This window comes from Peribacillus sp. FW305-BF15, from assembly GCF_058783805.1.
In genome coordinates this window covers 42,045-68,807 of the sequence record NZ_JBYSYV010000003.1, presented here as the reverse complement: position 1 = coordinate 68,807, position 26,763 = coordinate 42,045, and the positions used below count along the sequence as shown (strand labels likewise).

Below are 26,763 nucleotides of genomic sequence, written 5' to 3'. Positions count from 1 at the left end.
ACCAAATATTTATGCCATTTTCTGTGTGCAATTTCTCATAAATGGTAACGCTAAGTAATATTTATAAGTAATCTTTCGCAATCTAGCCTAACCAAGGCTTGGAAATAATGAAGAGGAAAGTGGCAGGAGCATGAAGAATAACCGTAATCAACGCTTGAAGGAGAGGCTATTTGAGTTATTGTCATTCTCAATCGTGGCCATACTTTTCATTTATACGAATGATAGGATGGGTAACGATCTTTCTATTGGAATAATTACGATAATCATCGGTGCTGCCGGTTTTGTTGTTTATCTGAAGGAATGGATATCGAATCGAATCGTAAAGGGCATCATTTTTTCAGTTTTCCTTCTTTCGATCATGGTCTTTTTCCTTGGGGACATCTGGTTTTATCGTTATTATTCGACACCTATAACATCCTATATGTGGATGCAAAAAAGCAATCTGAATGGGCTAGGTGAAAGTATATTCAGTATGATGGAAATCAAGGATGCAATCTTTCTTCTGGCAGGCATTCCAATTGCTGAATCTTTTGTGAAGAAAAAATACCCCCTCAAGCATATGGCACTTGTGCCGGCCGTAATATTCCTGATGATAGCAGGATTAAAACCGGTCAAGAATATCTTTATCGACAAAGTAGATATAACCCGGCGTTATGAGGCAAATACCTTCTTGCGAACTTGGGGCCCTATCGGTCATCATGCATTGGATGCGTATGCCTATTTTACTGACTCGGGAAGGGATGAAATGTCTTCGGAAGAAAAGAAGGCCGTTTCTGATTACTTCAATAAAAAGAAAAGAAAGGAAAATGCCCATTCAGGATCCTTGGAAGGGAAGAATCTCATTATCATCCAGGTGGAATCTTTACAGTCGTTTCCGCTCTTTCAAACCAGTGCCGGGCAGGAGGTCACGCCATTCATGAATGGACTGGCGAAAGGGGGATTGTATTTCCCGCATGTATATCCGCAGACGGTATTTGGAAATTCATCTGATGGAGAGCTTATCGTGAATACCGGACTATTTCCTTTAAAGCAAGGTGCGACCTTTTTTCGGTTCCCTTATAATGATTTTCCTGGTCTTACCAGGGAATTAAAGAAGTCGGATTATCAAAGTTTTGCTTTCCACGGGGATGAAGGAGACTTTTGGAATAGGCAGCATGCATATCCCTCGCTAGGTTTTGATGACTATCTTTCCATAGAGGATATGAAGCAGGACGAGATGATTTCGATGGGCTTGGGAGACCGCAGTTTCTTTAATCAAAGCTATGATTTCTTAAAAGAAAAACAAAACCCCTATTACGCTTTTTTCGTTACTTTGACCAGCCATGTACCTTTTTCACTGCCGAAGGAACAGATAACAATGAAGCATGAAGTTGGAAAAGAAAATAGTTACCTGACTAAATATTTCGAAGCCATTCATTATACAGATTCAGCTATCGGGGATTTCGTGAAGAAATTGAAGGATGACGGGAAGTTGAAAGACAGCGTAATTGTCATTTACGGAGATCATGATGGGCTATTCTTAAAAGATAAACACGAGGTTGAAGCGTATTATGGTAGTAAAATTAGCAATGAAGAGTGGATTGAAAAATATATGCCCATTCCCGTGATCATTTATCAGGAGGATATGGAAGGGAGAACGATTGATAAGGTGGCGGGCCAAATCGATATTCTGCCCACTCTATATGATTTGTTCAATATAAAGAGTTCTTCATACTTTGGAGAGAGCATGCTGGATGGCGAAGAGGGTGATGCCTTGATATTAAAAGGGGATTATGGTTCTCAAATGAAAATAAATGGGGAAGGCAAGGTCGAAGGATTTTCACCAGAAGATCAAAAGGAGATTGATCTGAGTGATCAGGTGATACGCTCCGATTACTTTAAAAAAATTGAGAAGGAGGTAAAAAAAGAGGATGACTGATAAAAGTCATCCTCCTTACATTATAATCCCAAATGTGTTTTAACACGATTTTGGGCTTCAAGCTTTGTATCTTCTGGAACGATGTTGTACCAAACGCCATTTACCCGTTGATTGTCACCTTCAAGTGTATATTGTTCAATATTTTTGAGGGATGATTTGTAGTTATTTTGAATGCTCAGCATTTCATTGAAACTTAAATTGGTTTCCACGTTTTTACCTAAAGCTTCGAATATATCGTCATAATTGGTAAGTGTTGATAGGCTTGCCCCTTTTTTCATGACAGCTTGGATAACTTGGCGTTGCCGCATTTGCCGTCCATAATCCCCGCGGGGATCTTCTTTACGGATTCGGGAATAAATCAAGGCCTCTTTACCATTTAAGTCGATTGTACCTTTGTTGAAGTTATATCCTTTATAGGCAAGGTCCATATCATTATCGACCGTGACACCGCCAACGGCATTCACGATATCCTGAAAGCCTTCCATATTCATTTTGACGTAATAGTCAATCGGAATATCCAAATAGGATTCCACTGTATTTATAGACATGGCGACTCCGCCATATGCATAGGCATGGTTCATTTTATCATTTATACCTTTACCGACGATCTCTGTACGCGTATCTCTCGGTAAACTCAATAACTCAATCGATTCTTTTTTAGGATTAACGGTCATGACAATCATCGTATCTGATCGACCTGAGTCATTTTTTCTTTCATCCACACCAAGAATTAGTAATGAAAATGGATCTTGGCTTTTGAACTTGATGTCCTCTACACGTTTATCCGTTTTATGGGCTGTGCCCTGCATAGTGCTGATCGCACCGGCTAATGATTGATATACTGAAGCGCCATAAACACCTGCGCCAATGATAAGGATAAGAAGGGTGAAGCCGATTATTTTAAACGTTTTACGTTTCTTTTTCTTTTTTTTATGTTCGGATCTCATTTAATATTCCTCCCTTAACCATCCCACAAAATGGAAGGTGTGAAAAAGTACCTAGTCGGTATTTCTAACTATACCTTTTTTTTGTCAAAAATAGAATAGTTTCTTTTTGTAGTTAGAGTGCATATTTACCTTTTTTCATTCAAAAAAACGAAGGATTCTGAATTCCTTCGTTTACACAGCGTTCATTTTTTCCAAAAGTTATACAAGTTATGAATCTTTTCATAAATTTGCCAGACTTTAAGAGAAAGTCTGGCAAGTAAATCTTATAAACTTCTATAACCGATGATTTTACTTTTGAAATAAGAGTTTGAAGTAGTACTGATCGTTACTCCCTTACTTGATGAGGCATGAATGAATTCCCCGCCGCCCAAGTAAATTCCCATATGGCTTATGACTGATTTATTGGAACCCGTTGCAAAGAAGATAAGATCGCCGCTTTTCGGTGAAGTAACTTTTTTGCCCATATCATAATAGGTGGATGATGAAAGCCTTGGAACATCATACCCAGCCTTCTTGAACGTATAGTAGATGAATCCGCTGCAATCGAATCCTGATGGGGAGGAACCCGCCCACGAATAAGGTGTGCCAATCAATTTCTTTGCTTCGGAAACGAGCTTGGCCACTTTGTTTCCTGAACTTGGGGCTTCCACTTTTCCACCATCGTTTTTATCTGCAGGGGCAGTGCTTGCCGAGGTACTTAATTTCAGTTTTTGCCCTACTCTGATTAAATCGGACTTTAGCGAGTTGATTGATTTAAGCTGGGCTACAGTCAAGTTTGTTTTTCTGGAAATCTTGGAAAGAGTATCACCTTTTACCACAATGTATGTAGACGAATTGGCTGGGGTCTGTGTACCACTGGATGGTTTGGAGCTGCCGGGTAAATCAATGGTAGTGGTGGTGGTTGATTTGGATACGATTAGTTTGGCGCCTGCATAAATTCTATCGGATTTTAAGTTATTCAGTTTCATCAATTCAGCAAGTGTGAGGTTATGCTTGTTTGCTATCCTGGTTAAGGTATCACCAGAAACAATGGTATATGTGGTTTTCTTTGTTGTTTTCACGGAAACTGAAGGAGCATTTGATGTTGTTTTGGAGTTGGGTGTAATTAATTTTTGATTGATTCTCAAAAAGTCTGATTTTAAGTTATTAAGCTGTTTTAAGTCTTTTACCGTCGTATTATGATTTTGGGCGATTTTACTTAGGTTATCACCGCTTTTGACTGTATATGTACCGGCAAGGGCAGGAGAAACAAAAGTCGAAGATAAAATGGCTAATGTCGAAAATGCGACAACACTTTTTTTCACGGTTTTCCACCTCGAATATGTCTTTTTCCCTATTCTAACAAAATAAATGGGTTTAAACATATTACATTTTTGTTACAAGGGGAAAATAGTAGTATTTTACTGGTTTATATTGGTGGCGTTTGAGTATTGTAATCTACAATATTTTCTATATTGTGAGTCTTTTTTCATATTTCGGAGCGTGGTGTTTCCCTTTGTCACTTTATGAAAAAAATGTACCTTTTTGTAGGGCGTGCATTCCGCTCAGTGGTTATGGAAAAATAGAAAACCCACTTCGTTTTACGAAGTGGGTTTTCTATTTATAAAGGAAATCAACTAAGTTCCTGCTTGAATTTCCCGTGGAGTATTCATTCCATTTTTGGTTAAAGGAAGCGATCTTCATTGATGAATGATCGGCGGTACGGATTTTCCTCAAGAGCTCTTCCGTGGTGGATACCACGGGTCCGGGCATGGAAGAAGAGTAATCCTCCCAGAATCCCCGTTCCTGCACATACTTTTCTAAGTCATATGCAAAGAATATCATGGGTCTTCCCAAAAAAGAGAATTCAAATGGAATCGATGAGTAATCGGTTATTAAAAGATCCGTACTGATCAGCAGTTGATTAACGTGAAAGTCACTATTGACAGGGTAAATGAATCCCGGGAATTTATCTTCTAAATCATGCTCTGCTTTTACTGCTGGATGCAGCTTTAGCAATAACGCATAATTTTCGCCCTTAAGTTCCTGGTAGAGCAATTCCAAATCAAGAGCAATCTCTCCGTTGTTCAAGCCGTCATTACGAAATGTAGGGGCATATAACATGATTTTCTTATGCTCAAGTTCTGGATACTTGGCCAGCAAAGCATTACGGGCAGTCCTTTTTGATTCATCATTAAAAAAGAAATCGGTCCGAGGGATCCCGGTCCTTAGGATATGGGATGCCGGCAGTTGGAAACTTTCTTGATAAATCTCGGCCATTCTCTCTGAACCTGCCGTAACATAATCGAATTTATCATATACCTCAAAAAATCTTTTCCTTGCACCGGCTGAACGGTTTTTAATGGAAGGATCTTTTGCTCCGAATTGCTTTACGGCACCGGCCGCATGCCACACTTGCACGCATGTCACTTGCTTTTTGAATGAAATGGCTGAAAGAAAGCCAAAATAATTATCGATGATAATCCATTTTGATGTAGCCAGATGATAAATCGATCGGATCATGGCACTGATATTTTTTGATTCAAACGGAAGGACGATGGTTTCCCCATCGTCCTTAACTTGTATAGAACTGCTTGATTTCATTAAAAATACCTTTTGAACGGAAATGTCCTGCTTGTCCATTTCATCTGCGATATATTGGCAATTGTCCCCGAATGATGTGACAAAGGTCGTTTTGTCATATAAAGGGAAAAGTTTAAAGATAGAGAATAAAACTTTGAAACAAAAAAGATAAATCCCTATCGCGAATTCTTTAGCCATTAGTAACTTGTAGAAGGTCATCTTTAATTTGGGAAGTCGAAATGCCGATTGTCCTTGGAAGGTAGACCACTTCACAAACTTCGGATAATTCATCGAATTGGCCTTTCCAGTCATCACCCATTACAAAGATATCTACACCTTTACGAACGATGTCTTCCTTCTTTTGTTCCCAATTGTCTTCAGGTATGACTTCATCCACATAACGAATTGATTCTAAGATCATTTTTCTGTTTTCAAAGCTGTGATAAGCTTTTTTATCTTTTAAAGCATTGAATTCATCCGTAGAAATGGCAACGATCAGATAATCCCCTAAATCTTTAGCACGTTTTAATAGATTGATATGACCCCAATGAAGCAAATCAAAGGTTCCGTAAGTGATTACTTTTTTCATTTTTATTCCTCCTTTAAGACTCTTGAACTGTTATTCAATCAAATTAATATATATTTGGTCTATTAGAATATGAAATGGAACAATAAAACAGGCAACCAGCTCTTTAATTCTGCTTGTTGTTTTCCTATATTTTTTAGGCAATGACATTCTCTAACTAATTATAACTTAATAGCTTTACAAATAAACCACAATTTTTTTACAAATAAACCACAATTTTTTACATTGATGATTCTTGTAAATATTATTTTTTAAGTTAAAATTAAATGTTGACTAATTTGTATGACTCTGAAGGGCATAATAAAGTGTCCATAATTATTGTAAGGATTTATACTTAATGGTATTTAAAAATAATTCCCCTCACATTAATGAATGAAAAAAGATTTCATCATTCTTGCTGCAATCAGAAAAGCCACTCACAATTTTACCACGTTTAGGAGAGAACAACTAGAGGAGCTTCATAAATCCTGTTTTCTAAAAGTGGAAGGCGAAAGACAGAGGATGGGTATCTATCGGCCATAAATCTATCGCTTAACTTTTATGGAACCAATTAATGAGGGGAAAATATAAACGGTTGACCTGTTTTGAAAGCGTTCACTTTGATAGTAAGAAGATTTTTTTTAATTGAAAGACATGTTTTTGCTATTCCCTTTCCATTCTGGCAACATGGAAGGACATGCATTTGATTTTTGCGGTTTTTTTGTTTTGGTACGACAACGAATCACCTGGATGTTTTCTTTTTTTGTTCATAGGTGGAATTTAAGGGGAATTAAGGGAAATTCACCGGTCTGTTTAATGATATTGAGGAAAAACCAAAAAAAGTTTATGATTTTAAAGTACAATGAATGATTCATTTTTATTTAAATAAATAATTTGTTATAGGTGGTCTAAAATGATTAAAAAGCTTCTTGGAAAAGGGAAAGCAAAAAAAGCGCCTAAAATTAAGCTAAAACAAGTTCTGACCATTGCGCAAGAGGAAAATATGCTATTGATTAAAGGAGAATTTTCAATAGAACATTATTGCGCAAAAGAACTATGGCTATATTCTAGGGAAAACGAAGATCAGAAAATAAAAATAGCTGAATCGGTGAGCTCGTCTAAATTTGATTTTAAAGTAGATATGAAAGATTTAATGCGGAAATTAGCAGATGATGAACCGACTGTTTATGACTGTTATATAAAGGTAACCGTCCCGATTGAAAAGCTGAGCAAGAAAACAATACTTAATATCGAACATAAAGCTGAATATGTAGAAGAGAACGAACAGGTTCATATTGAATTTCCAATTCGTCTAGGGCGTTTTCAGGAGACGTACACGAACAATTTAAGTATTTACACCTATGAAGATAAACAAAGTATATTCTCGATAACGAATAAAGGGAATATATCTCTTTACATCAATAAAACCCCTAAAATACAGATTAAGTCTCAAATTGAAAAAATGAAAAACAATTCGAAGACCATGCATGTTAATGGTCAAATCTTCACCAAGCATTCCGCGATCATAAAAGGTGAGGGCCTAGTTAGAGGAAGACAAAGTGGCAAAGAATATCAGGCCAATCTATCTTTTATTCATAATAAGGAAATGAATATTAAGAAATTTGGACTGAATCGATATATATATGATTTGAAATTGGATTTAGAACAATTAGTCAGTGTGGATTTGGAAGATGATGTCTATGATATTTACATGAAATTACATTTACATGATCAGGAAGAGCCGAAAATGGTACGCGTCGGAAGACCGACCACGAGAACTAAATTATTTACAAAAAAGACCGATGTAAGCTCGAATAATGGAGTGGCCATCATCAATCCATATTATACCTTTAAAGCATCCAATTTATCTTTGGAAGTGTTTAACTTCTCTGCGGAAAGTTATCGATATTTAAAAAAGATGATGGGATGGAGGCGTTTTTTGGCCCTATTTAAAAAGAAAAAGGATGTTTGGCTAATTGGAGAAAGAACTTATAAAGCCCAAGATACCGGATATCACTTTTTTAAATATATGAGGGAAAACCACCCTGAAAAAGAAGTCTATTATGTAATAGAAGAAAATTCCGTGGAAGCCAAGAACGTCGAGCCCTTTGGGAATATCCTTTATTTCAAGTCAAAGGATCATATTAAAAAGACAATGGAATCGACACGTATCATTTCATCACATCATCCGGATTATTTATATCCCTTAAGAACATCTGAATTTAAAAATCGTGTTAAGGGAGTTAAGGTATTTCTTCAACATGGTGTTATGGGCACTAAGAACATGGTTGCAAACTACGGGAAAAATGCATCCTCCGGTTTTAGTACGGATGTTTTTCTAGTTAGTTCAGACTTCGAAAAGGATATGATCGTAACGGATTTTGGATACAACGAAAAGGAAGTATTCACGACCGGACTTTCTAGGTTCGATTCACTGTTTAAGGATGATGTTTTAACAAAGCGGCAATTACTCATCATTCCGACATGGCGAGATTGGATTACATCCGATGAAATATTTTTGGAAAGCGAGTATTTCGAAAGGTATCAGAACTTGGTGAATCACCCGGTTTTACATGAGTTATCTAAAAATAATGGGTTTGAAATCATATTTTGCCTTCACCCTAATATGCAGAAATTCACGTCTTATTTTAAAGATGCCCCTGTTCGGGTGATTAGTCAGGGTGAAGTGGATGTCCAAAGGTTAATTAAGGAAAGCGCGATTATGATCACGGACTATTCAAGTGTTGCTTTCGACTTTAGTTTCCTGCATAAACCGGTTATTTACTATCAATTTGATAGAGATCGTTTCATAGGGAAAAGACCGTCACATTTGGATTTGGATAACGATCTTCCGGGTGAAATCGTTGATGAATTGGATGGATTGTTGGGTGTATTAGCCGAATACGCCAACACTGATTTTGTCATGAAGAAAAAGTATATCGATAAGGCCAACCGTTTTATTAAATATCGCGATGTCCATTCTAATTCAAGGATATTCGAAGTGATTAAACATGCAGAAAAAGATCAGAATTCACTTATTAAATTATATAACCACCCGATATCAAAACTCATTATGAATCGATTTAGGAAAAGTGAACAGTATTTCCCTGTCATGAAAAAAGTTTATAAAATCATGTCCAGGATCATACCGGTTGACCGGAACCTTATTCTTTTTGAAAGTGGGATAGGGAAGCAATTCTCCGATAGTCCCAAATATATTTATGAAGAACTGGTCAAAAGGGATAATAAATATAAAAAAGTTTGGGTGTATAATGGTAATTTACCGATAAAAGGAAAGAACACGAAGCTGATCAAACGCCTAAGCCCGGAATATTATTATTATTTGGCCAAAGCAGGTTATTGGATAAATAATCAAAACTTCCCTACTTATTTAAGCAAAAGGAAGGAAACGACATATATTCAGACTTGGCATGGAACCCCTTTGAAAAAAATGCTGTTTGATATCGATAATATTCAAGGAAGAGACGAGGGGTACTTGAATCGGGTGCATAGTGCAACGAGAACGTGGGATTATTTAATATCACCAAGTCCATACGCATCCAAAGCCTTCAGAAGTGCTTTCAAATATGAGGGGGAAATATTGGAAACGGGATATCCGAGAAATGATTTGTTTTATAAGGAAGATGCTTCACTGGTTGCCGACTCAGTGATGGAAAAACTGAAGATACCAAAAGGAAAAAAAGTCATCTTATATGCTCCTACATTCCGGGATAATCAAACTTCGAAGAACAATAAATTCATTTTCGAGCTGAAATTTGATTTGGAAAGAATGAAGGAAGAACTAGGGGATGAATATATCCTGTTGTTAAGGATGCATGTTGTTATAAGTAATAATCTCAGCATTCCGAGCGAATTCGAGGATTTCGTGATAAATGTATCCAATTATTCAGATATCCAGGAACTTTACCTGATTTCTGATATATTGATTACGGATTATTCTTCCGTAATGTTCGATTTTGCTAATACTGCCCGGCCGATTTTGTACTACACGTATGACTTGGAAGATTACAGAGATAACATCCGCGGATTCTATATGGACTTTGAAAAAGAAGCACCAGGTCCATTTTTAAAAACGACTGAGGAGATTATCGATACTATTACCAATATTGATGAAATAAACATGCAATACAAAGAGAGATATGGTTTATTTAGAGAGAAGTATTGTGGAATAGAGGATGGTAAAGCTACACAGAGAATCGTGGATAAATTTTTTAATGATTGATTCCTGAAATAAAGGGTATTGTTGCTTTTAAGTAACTGGTAACTGGCTGCCTGATAGAAACATCTATGTTACCTCTACATAAAAGGAGGGAATCGTATGAATTTCTTGGTACGTCAAAAGGCGAGGGAACTTTTAAAGAGCGGTAAAATTTCAATAAAAAATAACCCTGTAGGCTTAAGGAATAAATTTTTAGGAAAAGAAAAAAAGGTCACTGTAGTCACGGCTGCTTATAATGCTGAAAAATTTATCAGAAAAACGATTGAATCAGTAATAAATCAGACAATGGGTATAGATCAGATTGAATATATCATTATTGATGATTGTTCGACTGATGCTACCAATAAAATCATTCAGGAGTATACAGCTAAATATAAAAATATCTGTTCAGTTACTCTTCAAGAAAATAATGGTTCACCTGGGACCCCTAGAAACATTGGAATTGAATTGGGAACATCCAAATATATAACTTTTTTAGACGCGGATGACTGGCTTGCCCATGATGGACTGGAAAGCCTCTATAATATCCTGGAGGAAACCGGTGATGATTATGTAGTGGGCAAAACGGTAAAAGTCGAATCTGAGGCAGAGAGTGTCATCGGTGAGTTTGCTTCCATTAAAGAAAGAAGAAGCATCACCCCAATGGATGTTCCGCACTTTTTTTATCATATGGGTCCAACGGCCAGGATGATGAATCTGCCTATGGTTAAAGAACATGAAATTGGTTTTCCGAATATGAAATTCGGTGAAGATAAATGGTTTTTTAATGATGTTTTCTTTAAAGTCAGAGCAGTATCAACTACTAAAAAACCTATTTATTATGTCAATAGGACTTCAGAAAATCCCTCTTCTTTAACACGTGTTACGAATGTGCTGGAAAAAAGAAAAGCGGATATCGACATAATAAAGTATATTCAATCCAAAGACATTGCCATTGAATTGAAAAAGGTGGCCCTTAACCGGATTTATGAGTACGATATTGTAAAAACGTTCGACAGCCAAACTTTTGTAAAATCCAAGAATAAAGAAGATTTTATAGAAATATTAAGGGAAGCTGTCGAAACTGCGAAAAACTTGTCATATGATTTTAAGAATGAATTTAAGGTGCCTATTTATAAAGTGGCTCTTGAATTATTCATGGGGGATCGCATTGAGGATTTCGTAAAGTTATTTGAATGGTTAAAGCGAGATTCCAATAAAAAGTATCACATTAAAGACGGTTTACCATATTATGAACTGCCATTTCTGGAGGACGAATATCGCTTTGTCAGGATACCGATGCTTGCCCGTGCAATGGATTCCTTTATCATGGATAATGTCTACCACCAAAGTTTTGAGATTTATGGTGATGATATAGACAACATAGATTCAGTATTGATACGTGATCGAAAAAGAATGGACAATGAAATCAATTGCGGAGTTCAAATAGAAGGTAATAGAGGTCAGTTTACTGTTTCTTTAGAAGAAATTGATAAAATGGAAATGTCATTATTTACAGTGTTCATTCGCTACAATGATTATCAATTGGTGAATATTAAAAGGATCTTGAAAAATAAGATGACGTATAATAAGAAAAATGTGGAGTTTTATACAACAGTGGCAAATAATTTGGGACTGGCAATTAAGTCTTTGGAGTAGCTGTTAGAAGTACGCCAAAAATAAGCTCTCCCTTTTATTGGGTGAGCTTATTTTTAGTTTGAAATGATCATTAATCAATAAAAAGGGAGATCGGATATGTCAAATGAAAATGTACAAACCTCAAAGAGACCTTCCTTTCTATCGCTAGTTAAAAATAAGGCTAAAGCAATTATTTTAAGAGGATATAAAATGGCTTTTGCATTGGCGGGCACAGTGTTGCCAGTGGACCAGAAGCTTGTCATTTTTGAGAGCTTTTTGGGCAAGCAGTATAGCTGTAATCCCCGGGCGATTTATGAATACTTGCAGAGTAACCATCCTGAATATAAAATGTATTGGAGCGTGGATAAAAGATATGCAGCTCTTTTCGAAGAGGCAGGCATTCCATATCTCGATCGTTTTTCATTCAGTTGGCTGCTCAAAATGACAAGGTCCCGTTATTGGGTGACGAACAGCAGGCTTCCGCTTTGGATTCCGAAGCCGAAGCACACGATCTATTTGCAAACGTGGCATGGTACTCCACTAAAGAAGCTTGCGGCGGATATGAATGAAGTTCATATGCCTGGAACGACGACGGATAAATATAAAGAAAATTTCCATGCCGAATCAAGTAAATGGGATTATTTAATCTCACCGAATGCTTATTCAAGTGAAATCTTTGCCCGGGCCTTCAATGTCGATGCCTCCAAAATTCTGGAAACCGGTTATCCACGTAATGATATCCTTTACAACGGGAATAATCGTGATACAATCGACTCATTGAAACAGAAGTTGGGTATACCAATAGAGAAAAAGATCGTTTTATATGCCCCGACTTGGAGGGATGATGAGTTTTATAGCAAGGGAAAATATAAGTTCGAAATAAAACTGGATCTGGATCGAATGAAACGGGAATTGGGGGAGGAGTATGTCATTTTGCTCCGTCTTCATTATTTGGTTTCTGAGAACTTGGATTTATCGGCGTATGAAGGATTCGCCTATGATTTATCCAGTTACGAAGATATTAGTCATTTGTATCTTATTTCGGATTTATTAATAACCGATTATTCATCCGTATTCTTTGATTACGCAAATTTACAGCGTCCGATGCTTTTCTATGTATATGATATTGAAAATTACAGGGATAAGCTTCGCGGATTTTACTTTGATTTCGAAAAGAATGCACCAGGTTTGTTAGTCAAAACATCTGATGCGGTCATTGATAGTATCAAGACGATGAAATATGAAAATACCAATGATATCAATCATTTTCACGAGCGGTTTTGTGCACTCGAGGATGGCCAGGCTTCACGCCGTGTCGTAGAAAAAGTGTTTTTAGGAAGGTCTGTGTAATTTATGAGTTCAGCTTTGACCGTTTTAAAAGAACAAATCAAACATTTTTATTTGGTAAGGCGTTTATCTGTTTATGAGGTGAAAAGTGCCAACAGCAGCAACTACCTGGGAGTCCTATGGGAAATCATCAATCCGATGATACAGATTGCGATTTATTGGTTTGTATTTGGATTTATCATCTTGAATCGCGGGGATGATTTCCTTCCATGGCTGATGGCAGGGATCGTTGTCTGGTTCTTTGTGAACCCGGCCATAACCCAAACGTCCAAATCCGTCTATTCCCGAATGAATATGGTATCCAAGATGAGCTTTCCGATGAGTGTAATTCCATCGTATGTCATCTTTGCTAAGTTGTATCAGCATCTCATGCTGCTGGGAGTCATCATCATCCTATTAGGGTTTACAGGTTACCTCCCTACACTCTACATCTTGCAACTGCCGTATTATGTTGCAGCGACGGTCTTGCTGTTATTTTCATTGGGTTTAATCACTTCAACATTATCAACCATCATTCGTGACGTTCATAATATCATCGTGTCCTTAATGAAAGTCATGTTTTATTTAACACCAATCCTTTGGGTAATGGATGCTAAGGAACATCCTACCATAGTCAACATCATGAAGCTGAATCCACTATATTATATTGTGGAAGGGTATCGAGCTTCGTTGTTGGGGGAATCATGGTATCTGATAGCGCATTGGGAGTATACGCTTTATTTCTGGGCAGTCGTTATCATCTTGTTTATGATAGGTTCCTCGCTGCATGTCAGGTTCAGAGATCGCTTTGTTGACTTTAAGTAAACTGGAAGTGAGAAAATTTGGAAAAATCGGTGGTAGTCAAAGATATAACGAAAAAGTATAAATTATATAATAAAAACTCGGAAAAATTATTGGATCTCCTTTTGCCTAAAAGCTATGGGGAAGAGTACTTCGCTCTGAGGAATGTTAGTTTTGAAGCAGAAAAGGGCGATGTAATAGGATTTGTCGGGGTCAACGGATCAGGTAAATCCACATTGTCCAATATTATTGCAGGCATTGTCCCGCCTACGGACGGAAATGTCCATACTAATGGGAAAACGGCCTTGATTGCCGTTTCATCGGGCCTGAATAATCAGTTGACGGGCAGGGAAAACATCGAACTGAAAATGCTGATGCTCGGATTCGATAAAAATCGCATCAAAGAACTTGAGCCTGAGATCATTGAGTTTTCGGAGCTTGGTAAGTTCATTGACCAACCGGTGAAATCCTACTCAAGCGGCATGAAGTCCAGGCTTGGTTTTTCCATTTCCGTGCATATCGATCCAGATATCCTGATTATTGATGAGGCCTTATCTGTCGGGGATAAAAACTTTGCTGAAAAGTGTTTAGAGAAAATGAACGAATTTAAGGCAAAGGGCAAAACGATGTTCTTTGTCAGCCATTCAATCGGTCAGATGAAGAAATTTTGCCAAAAGGCATTATGGCTTGAATATGGAGAGTTAAAGGCATACGGTGACATGAAGGAAGTAATGCCGCAATATGAGGCATTCTTAAAAGAATATAACGCCATGTCTAAACAAGAACAGAAAAAATACCGTGAAGAGCAAATGAAAAGGCGTAGTTCCGCACTGGTATGAATGTGAAAAGCAGACCCGGGCTTCGGGTCTGCTTTTTTTAGTTAAGCACTTTAACATAAGCTTTCTCAAACCGCTCAGCTGCTGAAAGGTGGGAGTATTCGATTTCCATTTTATACCTTGCTTTCGAAGCTAACTTTGCTGCATATTCAGGGTCTTTAAGCAGAAGGGAGATGGCTTGTGCAAGTGCTTCTTTATTTTTTTCCTCTACTAAAAGGCCATCTTCGCCATCAATGAGAATCTCCTTTAAACCCCCGATTGCGCTTGCAATGACGGGTGAGCGGCAACTCATCGCTTCTAAAGCGGAAATGGAAGTCGCTTCTTCCACCCCATGGGAATGAACGCTAGGGATGAGTACGATGTCCGATGCTTCATAGAGGTTATGCATTTTCTCGAACGGCACAGAACCCAGGAAAAGTACGGAAGCGGATATATTGAGACTGGCTGCGGTTTCCTCTAGCCTGCTCCGCTGTTCCCCTGTACCTGCATAGACCAAAACCGTTTCAGGATGGTTTTCCAGCACCTCCGGCAGAGCAAGGAGCGGGTAGATGACACCGTTCTTTTCCGTCATTCTTCTCGGAACGAAAAGCATCTTTTTATGTAGCGGTATTTGAAAGTCCCGGCGAGTTTGCTCCCGCTTTGCCATCTCCGGTTTAAAAGCAGATACGTCAATGAAGTTCTTGATCGTATCCGCCTCTATATGTGCCAAATGATTTATATAGTCTTTGATCCTTTGATCGACCGTCACAACTTTTGCAGCGGACTGATAAGCTTTTCTTTCTAGCTCGCGAATGATCAAATCTTCTTCACTGTCCGGAAGAAGGGCGCCCCTGCTGACGGCCTCGAATGAATAATACCCATGCACGGTTTGCACCGTTGGTATCCCGGATTCGATGGAGGCAAGCGTTGCGAAAATGTCTTGCGCATTAATGACATCATAGTCCTTTTTCAAGGCGTTAATAGATGAAGCCAATAATTTTTGGCGTTGCCGATCATTGAAAAGCTGGCCGCTCCCCTGTTTTACTTTATTTAATAAAAATCCTGGAGCCTGGGCGAGCATCTTCCTCTTGAAAGCTGGTAATTGAGAGAAAGATAATATGTCCACATTATGGCCCCGTGACATTAACCCCTTTTTTAACGTTGTGATATGGCTCGATAGCCCTCCTTCATGAGGGTAGTTGAAAATCGTTGTGACTAAAATGTTCATATTGGCACTCCTTCTTCTAATGGATTACTTTGATGATCTGATCCTTTTCAGCCCTTGCAGGCTGCCTACTTTAAAAAGCATGGATAGTGCGAGATATAATCCGAATACCAGCAGCGTGATGATCACCAATTCCATGATGATGGGCAACGATAGGGCAAGCGGATGGATCCAGAGAGCGATTCCGTAAAGGATGGCTCCGATGATGGTAAGCTTGCCGATTTCCTGAAAAACATCCCTGAAAGCGGCCTTGTCCGTTCTCCCTGTCTTCAGCCACAGGTAGCCGAAAAGGTAGAGAGATTGCAGGAGCATGGAAATCCCCGATGCTAAAGCAATGCCACCGACTCCGAGGTAACGTGATAGAACCCAGCTGAGCAGCACATTAAGCAAAACGGCAATCAGGCAGGAATACATGGCCACTTTCGTTTTCTTCAAGGCGTAGAAGGCGTTCATCAAATAATCCCTCAGTGCAAAGAATGGGAGGCAAGCTGAATAAAAGAGGAATGCCCTATAAGTCATATCAGTTGCTGAAGCATCGAAAGCCCCGCGTTGGAAAGCCAGAGTGATTAGGCTGTTTCCGCTAATTAACATGACGACCATGAACGGAATCGCTAGAAATAACAGCGATTTCAACCCTTTTAAGGTCAAATTAAGGAAAGATTGATAGCTTATAAGCGCGCGCTCGACGATTGAAGGGTACAATACGGTAATCAGCGGCGTAAGGACAATGCTCAATGGCAGCCACAGCAGGCGATTCGCATAATTAAGGGCCGATACGCTCCCAGTTTCGAGCGAAGTCGCAATGATCCGATCGACGACACTATTCAACTGGATCGCCAAGGCGGCGATAATGATTGGGTAAAAGGTGAACAGTGTTTGTGCGATCTGCCTTTTATGAGGCAGGAAAGAGACGATGGGCCGGATTCCGTATTTCTTCAATGATGGGTATTGAATAAGGAACTGGCTTGCTGCACCGAACACAAACCCCCAAGCAAGTCCTTCAATCCCAAAGGGAGCAGCGAATAATACGGTGGCTGCTATAATGACCGTGTTTTGTGCAGTTGAAGTAAGTGCCGGCAGAATAAAGCGCTTATTCGCATTCAGGACCCCCGTCGCCATGTATGAAAGCGTGAAAAATAGTAAACTTGGCAGCATGATCCGGGTCAGTGATTCCGTCAGGGCAAGCTCTGAATCGGAGAAACCCGGGGCTGTCATCATGACGAGCGGCTTTATGAAAATCATGCAGGCAATGGTCAGGACTCCGGCAACCAGCATGAAGAAAGAACCTAAAACACTGATGAATTCGTCCGCCTTTTTTGGGTTATCCGCTTTCTTTTCCAAATAAATAGGAATAACGCCGGCCTGAAGACCGCTGCCGAGAGCCGTAAAAAGAATGGTTGGTATGAGGCTTGCCACGAAAAAAACATCCGCCATGGATGATGCCCCGAAATAGGCGGCTATGATCGATTCCCGCCCGAATCCGAGGACTTTTCCAATGGCTGCAATAATGGTGACGAGCCCGACCGATTTAATGACATTTGAAAGAGTAGGCATATTTTCAATCCTTTAAAATGATGTCCTTCTGTAAACAGAATCCCAAACAACTATAAAATATCAGCGTAAACGTTTTATCTTCGAGAATATTGTAGAAAAGTCCTGCTAGTAATGCGGCCAACATCAGGCAGATGTTGAACGCCGCGAATGTGCCTTTTCCCGATTTCAGGATTTGCCGGCAGGTGAAAAAGATGAATGCAAGAACTGCAAGGATGCCCAGCACACCAGTTTGGACCAGAATCTGGATATATTGATTATCGGTATACATCCTTTCACCAATTTGGTACTCCTGATAGATTGGTGAGGAGAAGGAAAGTGTGGCAGAATCTCCGAAGGTTGCTAGCCCGGTGCCGATTATCGGGTGATCTTTGAAAATTTCAATTCCCTTGATTAGGACATATAACCGGCCCCATTCCGTACTTTGGTGCAGGGTCTTATCAGAGAGCATTTCTGAAAATCGATTGGAGAGGGCATGTTCGTGTTCGGAAGAGGGGGTGCTGCCAATCTCCACGTTTTCCATGGGAATTGATGCGGATACCTCCACTTTGCTTGATGCAAATAAAACTGGGTAATAAATAAGAAGCAGGCCGAGACAAAATGCTCCTACAGCATATTTGAGAAATGGTTTATTTCTAGTCCAAATTATAAAGACAAGCGCAGCGAACCCGAATGCGATCATCGTGCCCCGCGAATAGGTAAGCAGTAACGTTCCGGAAATCAGGATGGCTGCCAGGAAGACGATCCATTTATATTTTTTCAGCGACTGAAATAGAAAGAAACCAAGGAATAACTGGATGCTTAAGAATAAGGCAAATACATTAGGATTGGCTGGTGCTCCATAAATCCTCATCCGGTTTACTGGGGAAAGATTCCACAATTCCCATGCGCGGGGAAGCAGGATGGTACGTGAAAAGATTTTCTCCACTATGCCATGCAGGCAAAGTAAGATAGTAAATATTAGGATTACCTTCAAAAAGCGAAAGATATCCTTTCTTTCTAGATTTAATTCACCGATAATGTAAAGAAGCAAGAATGTAATAAGCAATGCACGGAGTTCAAACAAGATGGGGAGGATTCCCACCCCGTTTATGAGTGCAGCACCGGCACCAATTAAACAAAACAACCAAAATGGCGCAGTGAAATGATATTTCGAAAATGGCCATTCGTTCTTTTTGAATTTTTCAATAAGCAAAGAAATGAATAAGGTGAGGATGATCAGGTCACCTGTATAAGTTAAGCCGCTATTCAGTTCCATCAATAGGGGACGGGCAGGGAAATAAATGAATAGAATTAATAACAGGTTTTTTTTATTTATACCGATAAAAACGAGCATCAACGCCGTTGCCATGTAACCGGCGATAGGGTGAGGCACTGCCGATGGGATGAGCAGGCATAGAAATAGAATGGGTAACGATTGTTTTTCTATAAACTTCAATTGATTAACCACCTTTGAATCAAAAATCATGTTCTATGATGTGTATGAAAAAATTTCTTGAATAATACCCCACCCTTTAGATGTATAGTACATATGAAAGGCTGAAGTGAAATGACAGAGAAGTTTGTTGAGATACTAACCATACCATTCATTGATAGCAATATGGATGAGTTCATGAATAGAATGATTTATCCGAGATTGATGAATCAGGAAAAAACGTTTGTCGTTACGGCAAATCCCGAAATAGTCGAGTATGCAAATGAACATAAGGACTATAAAGACATCATTATATCGGCTGATTACATCACTCCGGATGGCGTTGGTATTATTATGGCCTCTAAATGGCTAAATCAACCTTTACAAGAGCGGATTACAGGATTCGACTTGATGAATGAATTATTTCGGGTCGCTGATGAAAAAGCGTTGAAGGTATATCTGCTTGGAGCGGAGGAAAACGTGATTGATGCAGCGGCCCTGAAAGTAAAAGAATTATACCCGGGTCTCGAGTTGGTGGGATACAACCATGGTTACATTGATATCAAGGATGATGCCCTGCCGAAGTCGATAGCGGAACTTGAACCTGACATCATCTTGACTGCATTAGGGTTCCCTAGGCAGGAGAAATGGGTATCCAGACACTATGCGTTATTCAATAAAGGGTTATTCATGGGAGTAGGGGGAAGCTTTGATGTACTTGCGGGAAAGGTGAACCGCGCCCCGGTTTTCTGGCAAAAAATGCGTCTTGAATGGTTGTACCGACTGATCCAGCAACCTTCACGGTGGAAACGGATGCTTGCGCTGCCAAGATTCGTATTAAAGGTTAGGCGGTTAAGGAAAACGGTGCAGCGTTCCTGAACATAAGGAGTGGACTGGATGAGAATCTTGCACTTAAACGCTGGGAATGAAACCGGCGGCGGTATGTTTCATATTATGTCCTTACTGAACCAATTGAATAAAGAGGAGTGTTTGCTTGGTGTGTTTGAAAAGGGTGAACTATACCGGCGGGCCATGTCCTCTGGGATACAAACTGAACTTTTCAAGCAACATTCCAAATATGACCTTTCAATTTTGAAACCTTTAAGGGACTTTATCCGTCTAAATAATATAGACATCATCCATACACATGGTCCGCGGGCCAATATATATGGTGCTTTTATAAAGCGCCTCATTAAATGCCCATGGCTCCTTACTGTTCACAGTTCGCCTCATCATGATTTTTTAGGGCAGGGTGTAAAAGGGAAATTGTTTACGGGCCTTCATGTAAGGTCATTTCAATATGCTGATCATATACTCGCGGTTTCCGACCGCTTTAAGCAGGACTTGATTGACCAAGGAATCCATTCGACCAAAATAACAAAGATCCTGAACGGAATTGACTTTGAAAAGGAACTGCCTTTCCCGTTGCAAAGAGAAGATTTCGGGTTCGGGAAAGATGACTTCATCATCATCATGCCTGCAAGGCTTGAACCGGTGAAAGGTCATGAATTTGCTTTAGCGGCATTAAGTGAAGTGGTATCGGAATTCCCCCATGTGAAGCTGATACTTGCAGGGGACGGAAGCAGGAGATCCGCTCTGGAAGGGATGGTCTCGGAAAAGGGGTTATCCGATCATGTGTACTTTTTAGGGTATCGTGAAGATTTAGATCGAATCTACCCGTTGGGGGACATCACATTATTGACTTCCTTAAGCGAAAGTTTTCCACTCGTTTTACTTGAAGGAGCAAGATCCGGTCTTCCGGCAATCACTAGTGATGTCGGCGGTGTACAGGAATTGATTCCCGATCGGAGCAAGGGCTGGATAACGGATATCGGCAATGTCGAACAGCTGAAACTGGCCATTTGCAATGCTTTGGAATTAAAAAAATCCGGGGACTTGACAAAGATAGGGCTCGATTTACAAAAATTTGCAAAAAACAACTTTTCTATAGAGATTTTAGCCAATAACGTATATAATGTTTATTTGAGGATGAAAAATTAAAATAAGCATTTATATATAGGTTTTCTTATAGATCGTTACGGGTATTAGATTTTTAGTTGAATTGAGGTGGTTTTTGATGTCGTTCCTGATGTTAATAGGGGCCTTGTTGGTATCCTTTTTATTATCCATTTTTTTGACTCCTTTTGTCGGAAAGCTGGCCTTTAAATTAGGAGCTACCGATAAACCGAATGAGCGAAAAGTGCATAGTAAAGTTATGCCGCGCATGGGCGGTTTAGCTATATTTTTGAGTTTTTTCATTACTTTCTTGCTTTTCATGAATGATTTTTGGGAGCAGTTGCCCCTTCTGGTGGGAGCCCTTGTCATCATTTTGATTGGGATGGCAGATGATATTTTTGAATTAAGAGCTGCACCCAAATTCCTGGGCCAGGTTTTGGCTGCCCTCATTATCGTATTATGGGGCGGTCTTGAAGTGGAATTCATCAACTTGCCGTTCTTTACCGATACACTTGAGTTTGGTGTTTTCAGTATACCGATCACCATTTTGTGGATTGTCAGCATCATTAATGCAATCAACCTAATAGATGGACTTGATGGTCTTGCAGGCGGTGTCTCGACGATCGCATTAGTGACAATCGCAACTATGGCCCTTATTAAAGGGGATCTATTTGTTGCCATGGTAGCATTGATCGTGATTGGAAGCACCCTTGGTTTCTTGAAATATAACTTCCATCCGGCAAAGATTTTCATGGGGGATACAGGTGCCTTATTCTTAGGTTACATCATTGCCGTTCTTTCCCTTCTAGGGTTTAAAAACGTAACGATGATTTCCTTGATCGTACCGATCATCATTTTGGGTGTTCCCATTTCGGATACATTTTTCGCGATTATCCGCAGGGTCGTCAATAAACAGCCGATCTCGGCTGCTGATAAATCACATTTACATCACTGTTTGATAAACTTGGGATTCACCCATAAGCAAACTGTCTTGCTCATTTATGCTTTAGCTGCTTGCTTTGGTTTAGCGGCCATAATCTTTTCATTTGCCACGATGTGGGGGGCTTTGATCCTTGTAACGGGACTTCTGCTGATCATAGAGATTTTTGTGGAGAAAATTGGCTTGGTCAATTCAAACTACCAGCCGTTGCTCAAGATGCTCAACTTTAAAAACAAGCCATGATCTTTTAGGAATAGATTACTAGATTCGCTAGTTTTATTGGAAAGCCACCAACCTTTTGAAGTAACGGTTGGTGGCTTTTTTTGTAATGCGTGCTTGATCTTATTAGGGCCATTCTTGCGGCAGTATGTGGTTGCAAATAAGACATGGTACGGAATGCATTAAAAACCCCCCACTCATGACGAGTGGGGGGTTCGCTTTATTCTTGTATTTCTGATTGAACTGCTTCAGTTTGATTGCCTTCAGCTGGTCCCAGGTTCAAGTGGGATTGAAGCAACAGCTTAGTGTTTGCTAATGATGTATCGTTCAGCTGATAATAATAGGTTCCGTTAATAGTAGAATCCTGACCTTCAAGTTTGATGGTTTCAAGATTGATGCCTTTATCGGTAGTCACATAATTTATGAAACCTCTCATTTGAGAGAATTTAAGGTTCGTTGTCATATTGTCGCCGACAGCTTCCATTACGTCTGTATATTTCGTCAGTGATCCAGCAGAGGTTGCTTTGGCAATGATGGCTTTCAGCACTTCCTGCTGACGCTCGCCGCGTTGGATATCACTGTCTTTTTTACGTGTCCGTGCAAATGCTAATGCTTCTTCCCCATCAACGGTCTGTAATCCTTCTTCGAGGTGGATGGCATTCTTTTTGTCATGTGAATCGATTTCATTCATTTCATAAGGGACGTCGACTTCGATGCCATCCAATGAATCTACGACATCGATGAAAGCATTGAAGTTCATGCGAACATAATAATCGACAGGGACATCGAGTAACTCCTCTACGGTGTCCATGGTCGCTTTCGGACCGCCGGCTGCATGGGCCGCGTTGATTTTCGTGGTTACGCCTTTAGCTGGCACGTAAACATATGAATCACGCGGAATGCTTAATAGCTTTATAGATTTTTGATCTTTATTGAATGTGGCCAGCATTAAAGCATCCGACCGGGAGTTTCCTTTTAAGTCACGGTCCTTGCTATCATCGATTCCTATGAAAAGGATCGAGAAATTATCTTCGAGCGGGTCGATCGCTGCATCCCGCTTTGCTGAAGCTTCCACAGGGTCATAGGAATCATTGAATACATTCTGGGCTTTCATATACAGGGTTGCAGCATACGTAGAAGCCCCCAGACCAAGTACCAGAAGGGGAACAAGCAATAACCAAAGCCTCTTTCGCCTTTTTTTCTTTGTTTTTTTAATTTTATAAACACGCCTAGTAGTAGACATCTTTTTCTTCTCCTTTTAAATAACGAACATCAGACATATATCGCTATTTTTCGAATCCTGCAGTTTATATTTCGTCATATATTACACCTAATTTTACAATGATTTAATAATTTCGTAAAATAAATATTTCTTTTCAATTATATTACAGCAAAAAAAAGGGAAAATATGCAGGAGTATATCAGGAGAATTCCTCTTCCAAATAAAGCATTTCTTCCTCGGTGATATGACCCTGACCATTTGTCAGCTCTGTAATCCAAGCGATATATGTCTCTTTTTGTGTTTCCTCAACATATACAAGGATATTAACCTGATCAAGGTATTGAATTTCCTTTATTTGATAAATGGAAGAGCGCAATTCGTTTTCCAATTTTCCAAGCCAGGTATAGTCGACGGTTGTCGAAATGACCCTCATCAGTTTCCTAATGACGACACCAGTGGCATTTATCCCTTCTGAAGTCGCTTTGCTGTAAGCGCGAATGAGGCCGCCAGCACCAAGTTTGATGCCGCCAAAATACCGAGTGACCACAACAGCTGTGTCTTTCAGTTCTTTCTTCTTAAGCACTTCTAGGATAGGGACGCCTGCCGTTCCGCTCGGTTCCCCATCGTCGAGGGCTTTTTGGATTTGATTTTGTTCCCCGATCATATAAGCTGAACAATTATGTGTAGCATCTTTGTGCTTTTTCTTGATTTCCTGGATAAAAGCCTGTGCGGCATCTTCGGTTTCGACCCGGGCGATGTGGGAAATGAAACGGGATTTTTCAATGACGATTTCATGTTCGCCGCGACCAGCCACCGTTAAATATTGAGTGAGCATATTATTCCACCTTCGTGCTTCCTATTAGTTGATTTATTATAAGGCTTTGCGGAAAAAGTGGCAATCACGATTCATTTACATACTGCATGTGTAAAGAAACTTTAATATAAGATAAAGCTGTACGTGTTATAATTAATTTCATTGCCTGTTATTGTTATTAGCTGGTCATATATGCTTAAAAGAATAACATTATAGGAAAAACATGAGTTCTGTGCCATTATCCTGGCTTTACCTTAACGTGTCCTCTCATTTCAAGGATTTTGCCATTTAATAAATGCATCTGTTTCATATGATAATCAATGGAGCGGAATATCCCATTTGATTGAAAAGGATATTTTGTATTAGGATAATTGATATGGCTTTCTGCCTTTAATAGGCAGACTTAATGGCCGGATTATGAGATGTATAGTAAGTACATTTTATGGAAATCAAAAAGGGAATTAACGTATTTTTAAACTTTTTTTGGTACAATATGTTCATGAAGGTTACTTCATACAAATGTTTCCTGAAATTTAACCATTCATGAAAAAGGGAAAGAACTTTTTTCCATATACATAGTCTTTAAGACAATAAATTGTTTAAGTCTTTTGATTTAAGTGGAGGGATCTTAATGTCCATAAAAAAGGTTGATGCTAAAGCATTGGACAAGATCTTAGAAACAATGGTAAGCACTGTTAGTGAAAGTAAGGATGAAGTCTTTGATATCGGCGAACAATGCCGAAAGGACTTCGAGACATTATCAAAAGAGCTTGATGATGTGAAAATCAGGGTTGCCATTGTGATAACCGACAGCGATGCACTGGATTCAAAAGCCAGGTTTGCTCGAAAAAGGCTTTCAGAAGTCAGTATGCACTTCAACCATTTTTCTGAAGAACAAGTGCGCGATGCTTATGAAAGGGCACATAAGCTGCAAGTCGATTTACAAATTAACCGGCAATTGGAGAAAGAGCTCCGTAATCGCCGGGATGAACTTGAGTTAAGGTTAAGGGGTTTGCAGCAGACGATCGATAAAGCGGTGCATCTCGTCTCGCAAATATCGGTGGTGCAGAATTATTTGACACAAGATCTTAAATTTGTGGGGGAAGCCCTTCAAGAAGCGAAACGCAAGCAGGACTTCGGACTGAAAATAATCGAAGCCCAGGAGCAGGAACGTAAAAAGCTCTCACGTGAAATCCATGACGGTCCGGCGCAAATGCTGGCAAACGTCATGATGCGCTCAGACCTGATAGAACGAGTGCAGCGGGAGAGAGGTCCTGATGAAGCGTTAGTGGAAATCCGCAGTTTAAAGGTCATGGTAAGGAATGCTTTATATGAAGTGCGAAGAATCATCTATGACCTTCGGCCTATGGCGCTTGATGATTTAGGACTTGTTCCTACCCTCAGAAAGTACCTGCAAACGACCGAAGACTATAATAATGGCGTGAATCTGAATTTCGTGAACCTTGGGCAGGTCAAAAGGCTCCCTTCCGATATGGAGGTCGCATTATTCAGGCTGGTTCAAGAGGCTGTACAAAATTCATTGAAGCACGCGGACCCAAAACAGATTCAAGTTAAACTGTCCATTTCCAAGGAGATGGTGACCGTCGTCGTCAAAGATGATGGAAAGGGGTTTGACTCTTCGATTCAAAAAGAAGGCTCATTTGGCTTGGTTGGAATGAGAGAAAGAGTCGAGCTGCTGGAAGGTGAAATGACGATCGATTCACAACCGGGAGCAGGCACTTTGGTATTTATCCAAATTCCCTACCATTTAAATAATAGAGAATAGACATATTAAATAGAAACTAGGAGGAAGAAGCCGTTGAAGACTAGTATCGTCATAATCGATGACCATCAGCTTTTCCGTGAAGGCGTAAAGCGCATATTAGATTTTGAATCATCCTTTGATGTTGTTGCCGAGGGTGATGACGGAAGCGAAGCTATGGATCTTGTTGAAACACATAAACCTGATGTTGTTATCATGGATATCAACATGCCGAACATGAATGGGGTCGAAGCTACAAAAATGCTCGTGAGCCGTTACCCTGAAACAAAAGTCATCATCCTTTCCATTCATGATGATGAAAACTACGTGCAGCACGCATTGAAAACAGGAGCACAAGGTTATCTGTTGAAAGAGATGGACGCAGACGCGTTGATCGATGCTGTGCGTGTAGTCGCTGAAGGCGGCTCATACCTTCATCCGAAGGTCACCCATAACTTAGTTAAAGAATATCGCCGTTTAGCAGCTGAAGAGGGTGCTGATCGTGATTCCGTACATACGATAGAAATCAGGAGGCCGCTTCACCTATTGACTCGACGTGAATGTGAAGTGCTTCAGCTTTTAGCTGACGGGAAAAGCAACCGGGCCATCGGCGAAACTCTATATATCAGTGAAAAAACAGTCAAGAATCATGTGAGTAACATTCTTCAGAAGATGAATGTGAATGACCATACACAAGCGGTTGTCCTAGCTATTAAAAACGGCTGGGTAGAAGTGAAGTAATCAAAGCGTTCGATAAGTCCGGCCCTTCAGATTCCGCAATGCGTGCTGAAGGGCTGGATTTTTTTGTTTGATGTGATCATATTCAAATTTTTGGTAATTAAAAAGGCTATTTAATGCAAATAAAGGCA

At 39.7% G+C, this 26,763-nt stretch carries 19 protein-coding genes and 1 pseudogene; 11 read left to right on the top strand and 9 right to left on the bottom strand.

Features of this window, described 5'->3' with window-relative positions:
• Window positions 1–130 precede the first annotated feature (130 nt).
• Window positions 131–1,918, top strand: a complete 1,788-nt coding sequence (locus AC3WLU_RS03665; RefSeq protein WP_492596836.1) for an LTA synthase family protein — start codon at window positions 131–133, stop codon at window positions 1,916–1,918.
• 20 nt (window positions 1,919–1,938) lie between these two features.
• Here the strand turns inward: AC3WLU_RS03665 and AC3WLU_RS03660 are convergent, their stop codons facing one another.
• The 4 genes from AC3WLU_RS03660 to tagD form a co-directional block, all read right to left on the bottom strand.
• Window positions 1,939–2,865 (bottom strand): LCP family glycopolymer transferase, encoded by a 927-nt coding sequence (locus AC3WLU_RS03660; RefSeq protein WP_492596835.1) that lies wholly within the window; start codon window positions 2,863–2,865, stop codon window positions 1,939–1,941.
• A 263-nt stretch (window positions 2,866–3,128) separates the two neighbouring features.
• A complete protein-coding gene (locus AC3WLU_RS03655) occupies window positions 3,129–4,169 on the bottom strand; it encodes a C40 family peptidase (RefSeq protein ID WP_063574676.1) in 1,041 nt (346 codons plus the stop codon).
• A 292-nt stretch (window positions 4,170–4,461) separates the two neighbouring features.
• Window positions 4,462–5,625, bottom strand: coding sequence for a CDP-glycerol glycerophosphotransferase family protein (locus AC3WLU_RS03650; protein WP_492596834.1), 1,164 nt, complete (start codon window positions 5,623–5,625; stop codon window positions 4,462–4,464).
• Entirely contained in the window at window positions 5,618–6,016 is a 399-nt protein-coding gene (gene tagD, locus AC3WLU_RS03645; protein WP_492596833.1) for a glycerol-3-phosphate cytidylyltransferase, read from the bottom strand. Before tagD ends, AC3WLU_RS03650 begins: the two co-directional genes overlap by 8 nt.
• Before the next feature lie 889 nt (window positions 6,017–6,905).
• On the opposite strand from tagD, the gene AC3WLU_RS03640 reads away from it, so the two are divergent.
• The 5 genes and pseudogenes from AC3WLU_RS03640 (at window position 6,906) to tagH (ending at window position 14,815) form a co-directional block, all read left to right on the top strand.
• Window positions 6,906–10,235, top strand: coding sequence for a CDP-glycerol glycerophosphotransferase family protein (locus AC3WLU_RS03640; RefSeq protein ID WP_492596832.1), 3,330 nt, complete (start codon window positions 6,906–6,908; stop codon window positions 10,233–10,235).
• A gap of 96 nt (window positions 10,236–10,331) precedes the next feature.
• Window positions 10,332–11,870: a glycosyltransferase family 2 protein gene (locus tag AC3WLU_RS03635; RefSeq protein WP_492596831.1), complete on the top strand. Its 1,539-nt coding sequence runs from the start codon at window positions 10,332–10,334 to the stop codon at window positions 11,868–11,870.
• Between the two features lie 123 nt (window positions 11,871–11,993).
• Window positions 11,994–13,199 (top strand): annotated as a pseudogene (locus tag AC3WLU_RS03630) (CDP-glycerol glycerophosphotransferase family protein); the annotation flags it as partial.
• A gap of 3 nt (window positions 13,200–13,202) precedes the next feature.
• A complete protein-coding gene (locus AC3WLU_RS03625) occupies window positions 13,203–14,000 on the top strand; it encodes an ABC transporter permease (protein ID WP_034315708.1) in 798 nt (265 codons plus the stop codon).
• A 17-nt stretch (window positions 14,001–14,017) separates the two neighbouring features.
• Entirely contained in the window at window positions 14,018–14,815 is a 798-nt protein-coding gene (gene tagH, locus AC3WLU_RS03620) for a teichoic acids export ABC transporter ATP-binding subunit TagH (protein WP_492596830.1), read from the top strand.
• A gap of 37 nt (window positions 14,816–14,852) precedes the next feature.
• Here tagH and AC3WLU_RS03615 read toward each other — a convergent pair whose 3' ends face one another.
• Genes AC3WLU_RS03615 through AC3WLU_RS03605 form a run of 3 tightly spaced genes read right to left on the bottom strand, consistent with a single transcriptional unit; the run spans window position 14,853 to window position 19,005 of the window.
• Window positions 14,853–16,019, bottom strand: coding sequence for a glycosyltransferase family 4 protein (locus AC3WLU_RS03615; RefSeq protein WP_492596829.1), 1,167 nt, complete (start codon window positions 16,017–16,019; stop codon window positions 14,853–14,855).
• Between the two features lie 24 nt (window positions 16,020–16,043).
• Window positions 16,044–17,570, bottom strand: a complete 1,527-nt coding sequence (gene murJ / locus AC3WLU_RS03610) for a murein biosynthesis integral membrane protein MurJ (protein WP_492596828.1) — start codon at window positions 17,568–17,570, stop codon at window positions 16,044–16,046.
• A 4-nt stretch (window positions 17,571–17,574) separates the two neighbouring features.
• On the bottom strand, window positions 17,575–19,005 hold the full coding sequence (locus AC3WLU_RS03605) for an O-antigen ligase family protein (RefSeq protein ID WP_492596827.1): 1,431 nt from the start codon (window positions 19,003–19,005) through the stop codon (window positions 17,575–17,577).
• 111 nt (window positions 19,006–19,116) lie between these two features.
• Between AC3WLU_RS03605 and AC3WLU_RS03600 the strand changes: the two genes are divergently transcribed.
• The 3 genes from AC3WLU_RS03600 (at window position 19,117) to AC3WLU_RS03590 (ending at window position 22,120) form a co-directional block, all read left to right on the top strand.
• Window positions 19,117–19,860 carry a WecB/TagA/CpsF family glycosyltransferase gene (locus AC3WLU_RS03600; protein ID WP_187050268.1) on the top strand — a complete coding sequence of 248 codons (744 nt, stop codon included), beginning with the start codon at window positions 19,117–19,119 and terminating at the stop codon, window positions 19,858–19,860.
• 18 nt (window positions 19,861–19,878) lie between these two features.
• The gene (locus AC3WLU_RS03595; protein ID WP_492596826.1) at window positions 19,879–20,982 is read left to right on the top strand and encodes a glycosyltransferase family 4 protein; all 1,104 of its coding nucleotides are present in this window, start codon (window positions 19,879–19,881) and stop codon (window positions 20,980–20,982) included.
• An 88-nt stretch (window positions 20,983–21,070) separates the two neighbouring features.
• Window positions 21,071–22,120: a glycosyltransferase family 4 protein gene (locus AC3WLU_RS03590; protein WP_413000837.1), complete on the top strand. Its 1,050-nt coding sequence runs from the start codon at window positions 21,071–21,073 to the stop codon at window positions 22,118–22,120.
• Window positions 22,121–22,316: 196 nt separating this feature from the next.
• On the opposite strand, the gene AC3WLU_RS03585 is transcribed toward AC3WLU_RS03590, so the two are convergent.
• On the bottom strand, window positions 22,317–23,339 hold the full coding sequence (locus AC3WLU_RS03585) for an LCP family protein (RefSeq protein WP_063574687.1): 1,023 nt from the start codon (window positions 23,337–23,339) through the stop codon (window positions 22,317–22,319).
• 178 nt (window positions 23,340–23,517) lie between these two features.
• The gene (locus AC3WLU_RS03580; RefSeq protein ID WP_057278137.1) at window positions 23,518–24,153 is read right to left on the bottom strand and encodes a YigZ family protein; all 636 of its coding nucleotides are present in this window, start codon (window positions 24,151–24,153) and stop codon (window positions 23,518–23,520) included.
• A gap of 610 nt (window positions 24,154–24,763) precedes the next feature.
• On the opposite strand from AC3WLU_RS03580, the gene AC3WLU_RS03575 reads away from it, so the two are divergent.
• The gene (locus AC3WLU_RS03575) at window positions 24,764–25,918 is read left to right on the top strand and encodes a sensor histidine kinase (RefSeq protein ID WP_034315684.1); all 1,155 of its coding nucleotides are present in this window, start codon (window positions 24,764–24,766) and stop codon (window positions 25,916–25,918) included.
• A 33-nt stretch (window positions 25,919–25,951) separates the two neighbouring features.
• Window positions 25,952–26,635, top strand: a complete 684-nt coding sequence (locus tag AC3WLU_RS03570) for a response regulator transcription factor (protein WP_492596825.1) — start codon at window positions 25,952–25,954, stop codon at window positions 26,633–26,635.
• Window positions 26,636–26,763 lie beyond the last annotated feature (128 nt).

Excerpts from the sequence above, each read along its gene's own strand:
- AC3WLU_RS03665 (WP_492596836.1), top strand. The coding sequence starts at position 131 with ATGAAGAATAACCGTAATCAACGCTTGAAGGAGAGGCTATTTGAGTTA.
- AC3WLU_RS03660 (WP_492596835.1), bottom strand. The coding sequence starts at position 2,865 with ATGAGATCCGAACATAAAAAAAAGAAAAAGAAACGTAAAACGTTTAAA.
- AC3WLU_RS03650 (WP_492596834.1), bottom strand. The coding sequence starts at position 5,625 with ATGGCTAAAGAATTCGCGATAGGGATTTATCTTTTTTGTTTCAAAGTT.
- tagD (WP_492596833.1), bottom strand. The coding sequence starts at position 6,016 with ATGAAAAAAGTAATCACTTACGGAACCTTTGATTTGCTTCATTGGGGT.
- AC3WLU_RS03640 (WP_492596832.1), top strand. The coding sequence starts at position 6,906 with ATGATTAAAAAGCTTCTTGGAAAAGGGAAAGCAAAAAAAGCGCCTAAA.
- AC3WLU_RS03635 (WP_492596831.1), top strand. The coding sequence starts at position 10,332 with ATGAATTTCTTGGTACGTCAAAAGGCGAGGGAACTTTTAAAGAGCGGT.
- AC3WLU_RS03625 (WP_034315708.1), top strand. The coding sequence starts at position 13,203 with ATGAGTTCAGCTTTGACCGTTTTAAAAGAACAAATCAAACATTTTTAT.
- AC3WLU_RS03615 (WP_492596829.1), bottom strand. The coding sequence starts at position 16,019 with ATGAACATTTTAGTCACAACGATTTTCAACTACCCTCATGAAGGAGGG.
- murJ (WP_492596828.1), bottom strand. The coding sequence starts at position 17,570 with ATGCCTACTCTTTCAAATGTCATTAAATCGGTCGGGCTCGTCACCATT.
- AC3WLU_RS03600 (WP_187050268.1), top strand. The coding sequence starts at position 19,117 with ATGACAGAGAAGTTTGTTGAGATACTAACCATACCATTCATTGATAGC.
- AC3WLU_RS03595 (WP_492596826.1), top strand. The coding sequence starts at position 19,879 with ATGAGAATCTTGCACTTAAACGCTGGGAATGAAACCGGCGGCGGTATG.
- AC3WLU_RS03590 (WP_413000837.1), top strand. The coding sequence starts at position 21,071 with ATGTTAATAGGGGCCTTGTTGGTATCCTTTTTATTATCCATTTTTTTG.
- AC3WLU_RS03585 (WP_063574687.1), bottom strand. The coding sequence starts at position 23,339 with ATGTCTACTACTAGGCGTGTTTATAAAATTAAAAAAACAAAGAAAAAA.
- AC3WLU_RS03580 (WP_057278137.1), bottom strand. The coding sequence starts at position 24,153 with ATGCTCACTCAATATTTAACGGTGGCTGGTCGCGGCGAACATGAAATC.
- AC3WLU_RS03575 (WP_034315684.1), top strand. The coding sequence starts at position 24,764 with ATGTCCATAAAAAAGGTTGATGCTAAAGCATTGGACAAGATCTTAGAA.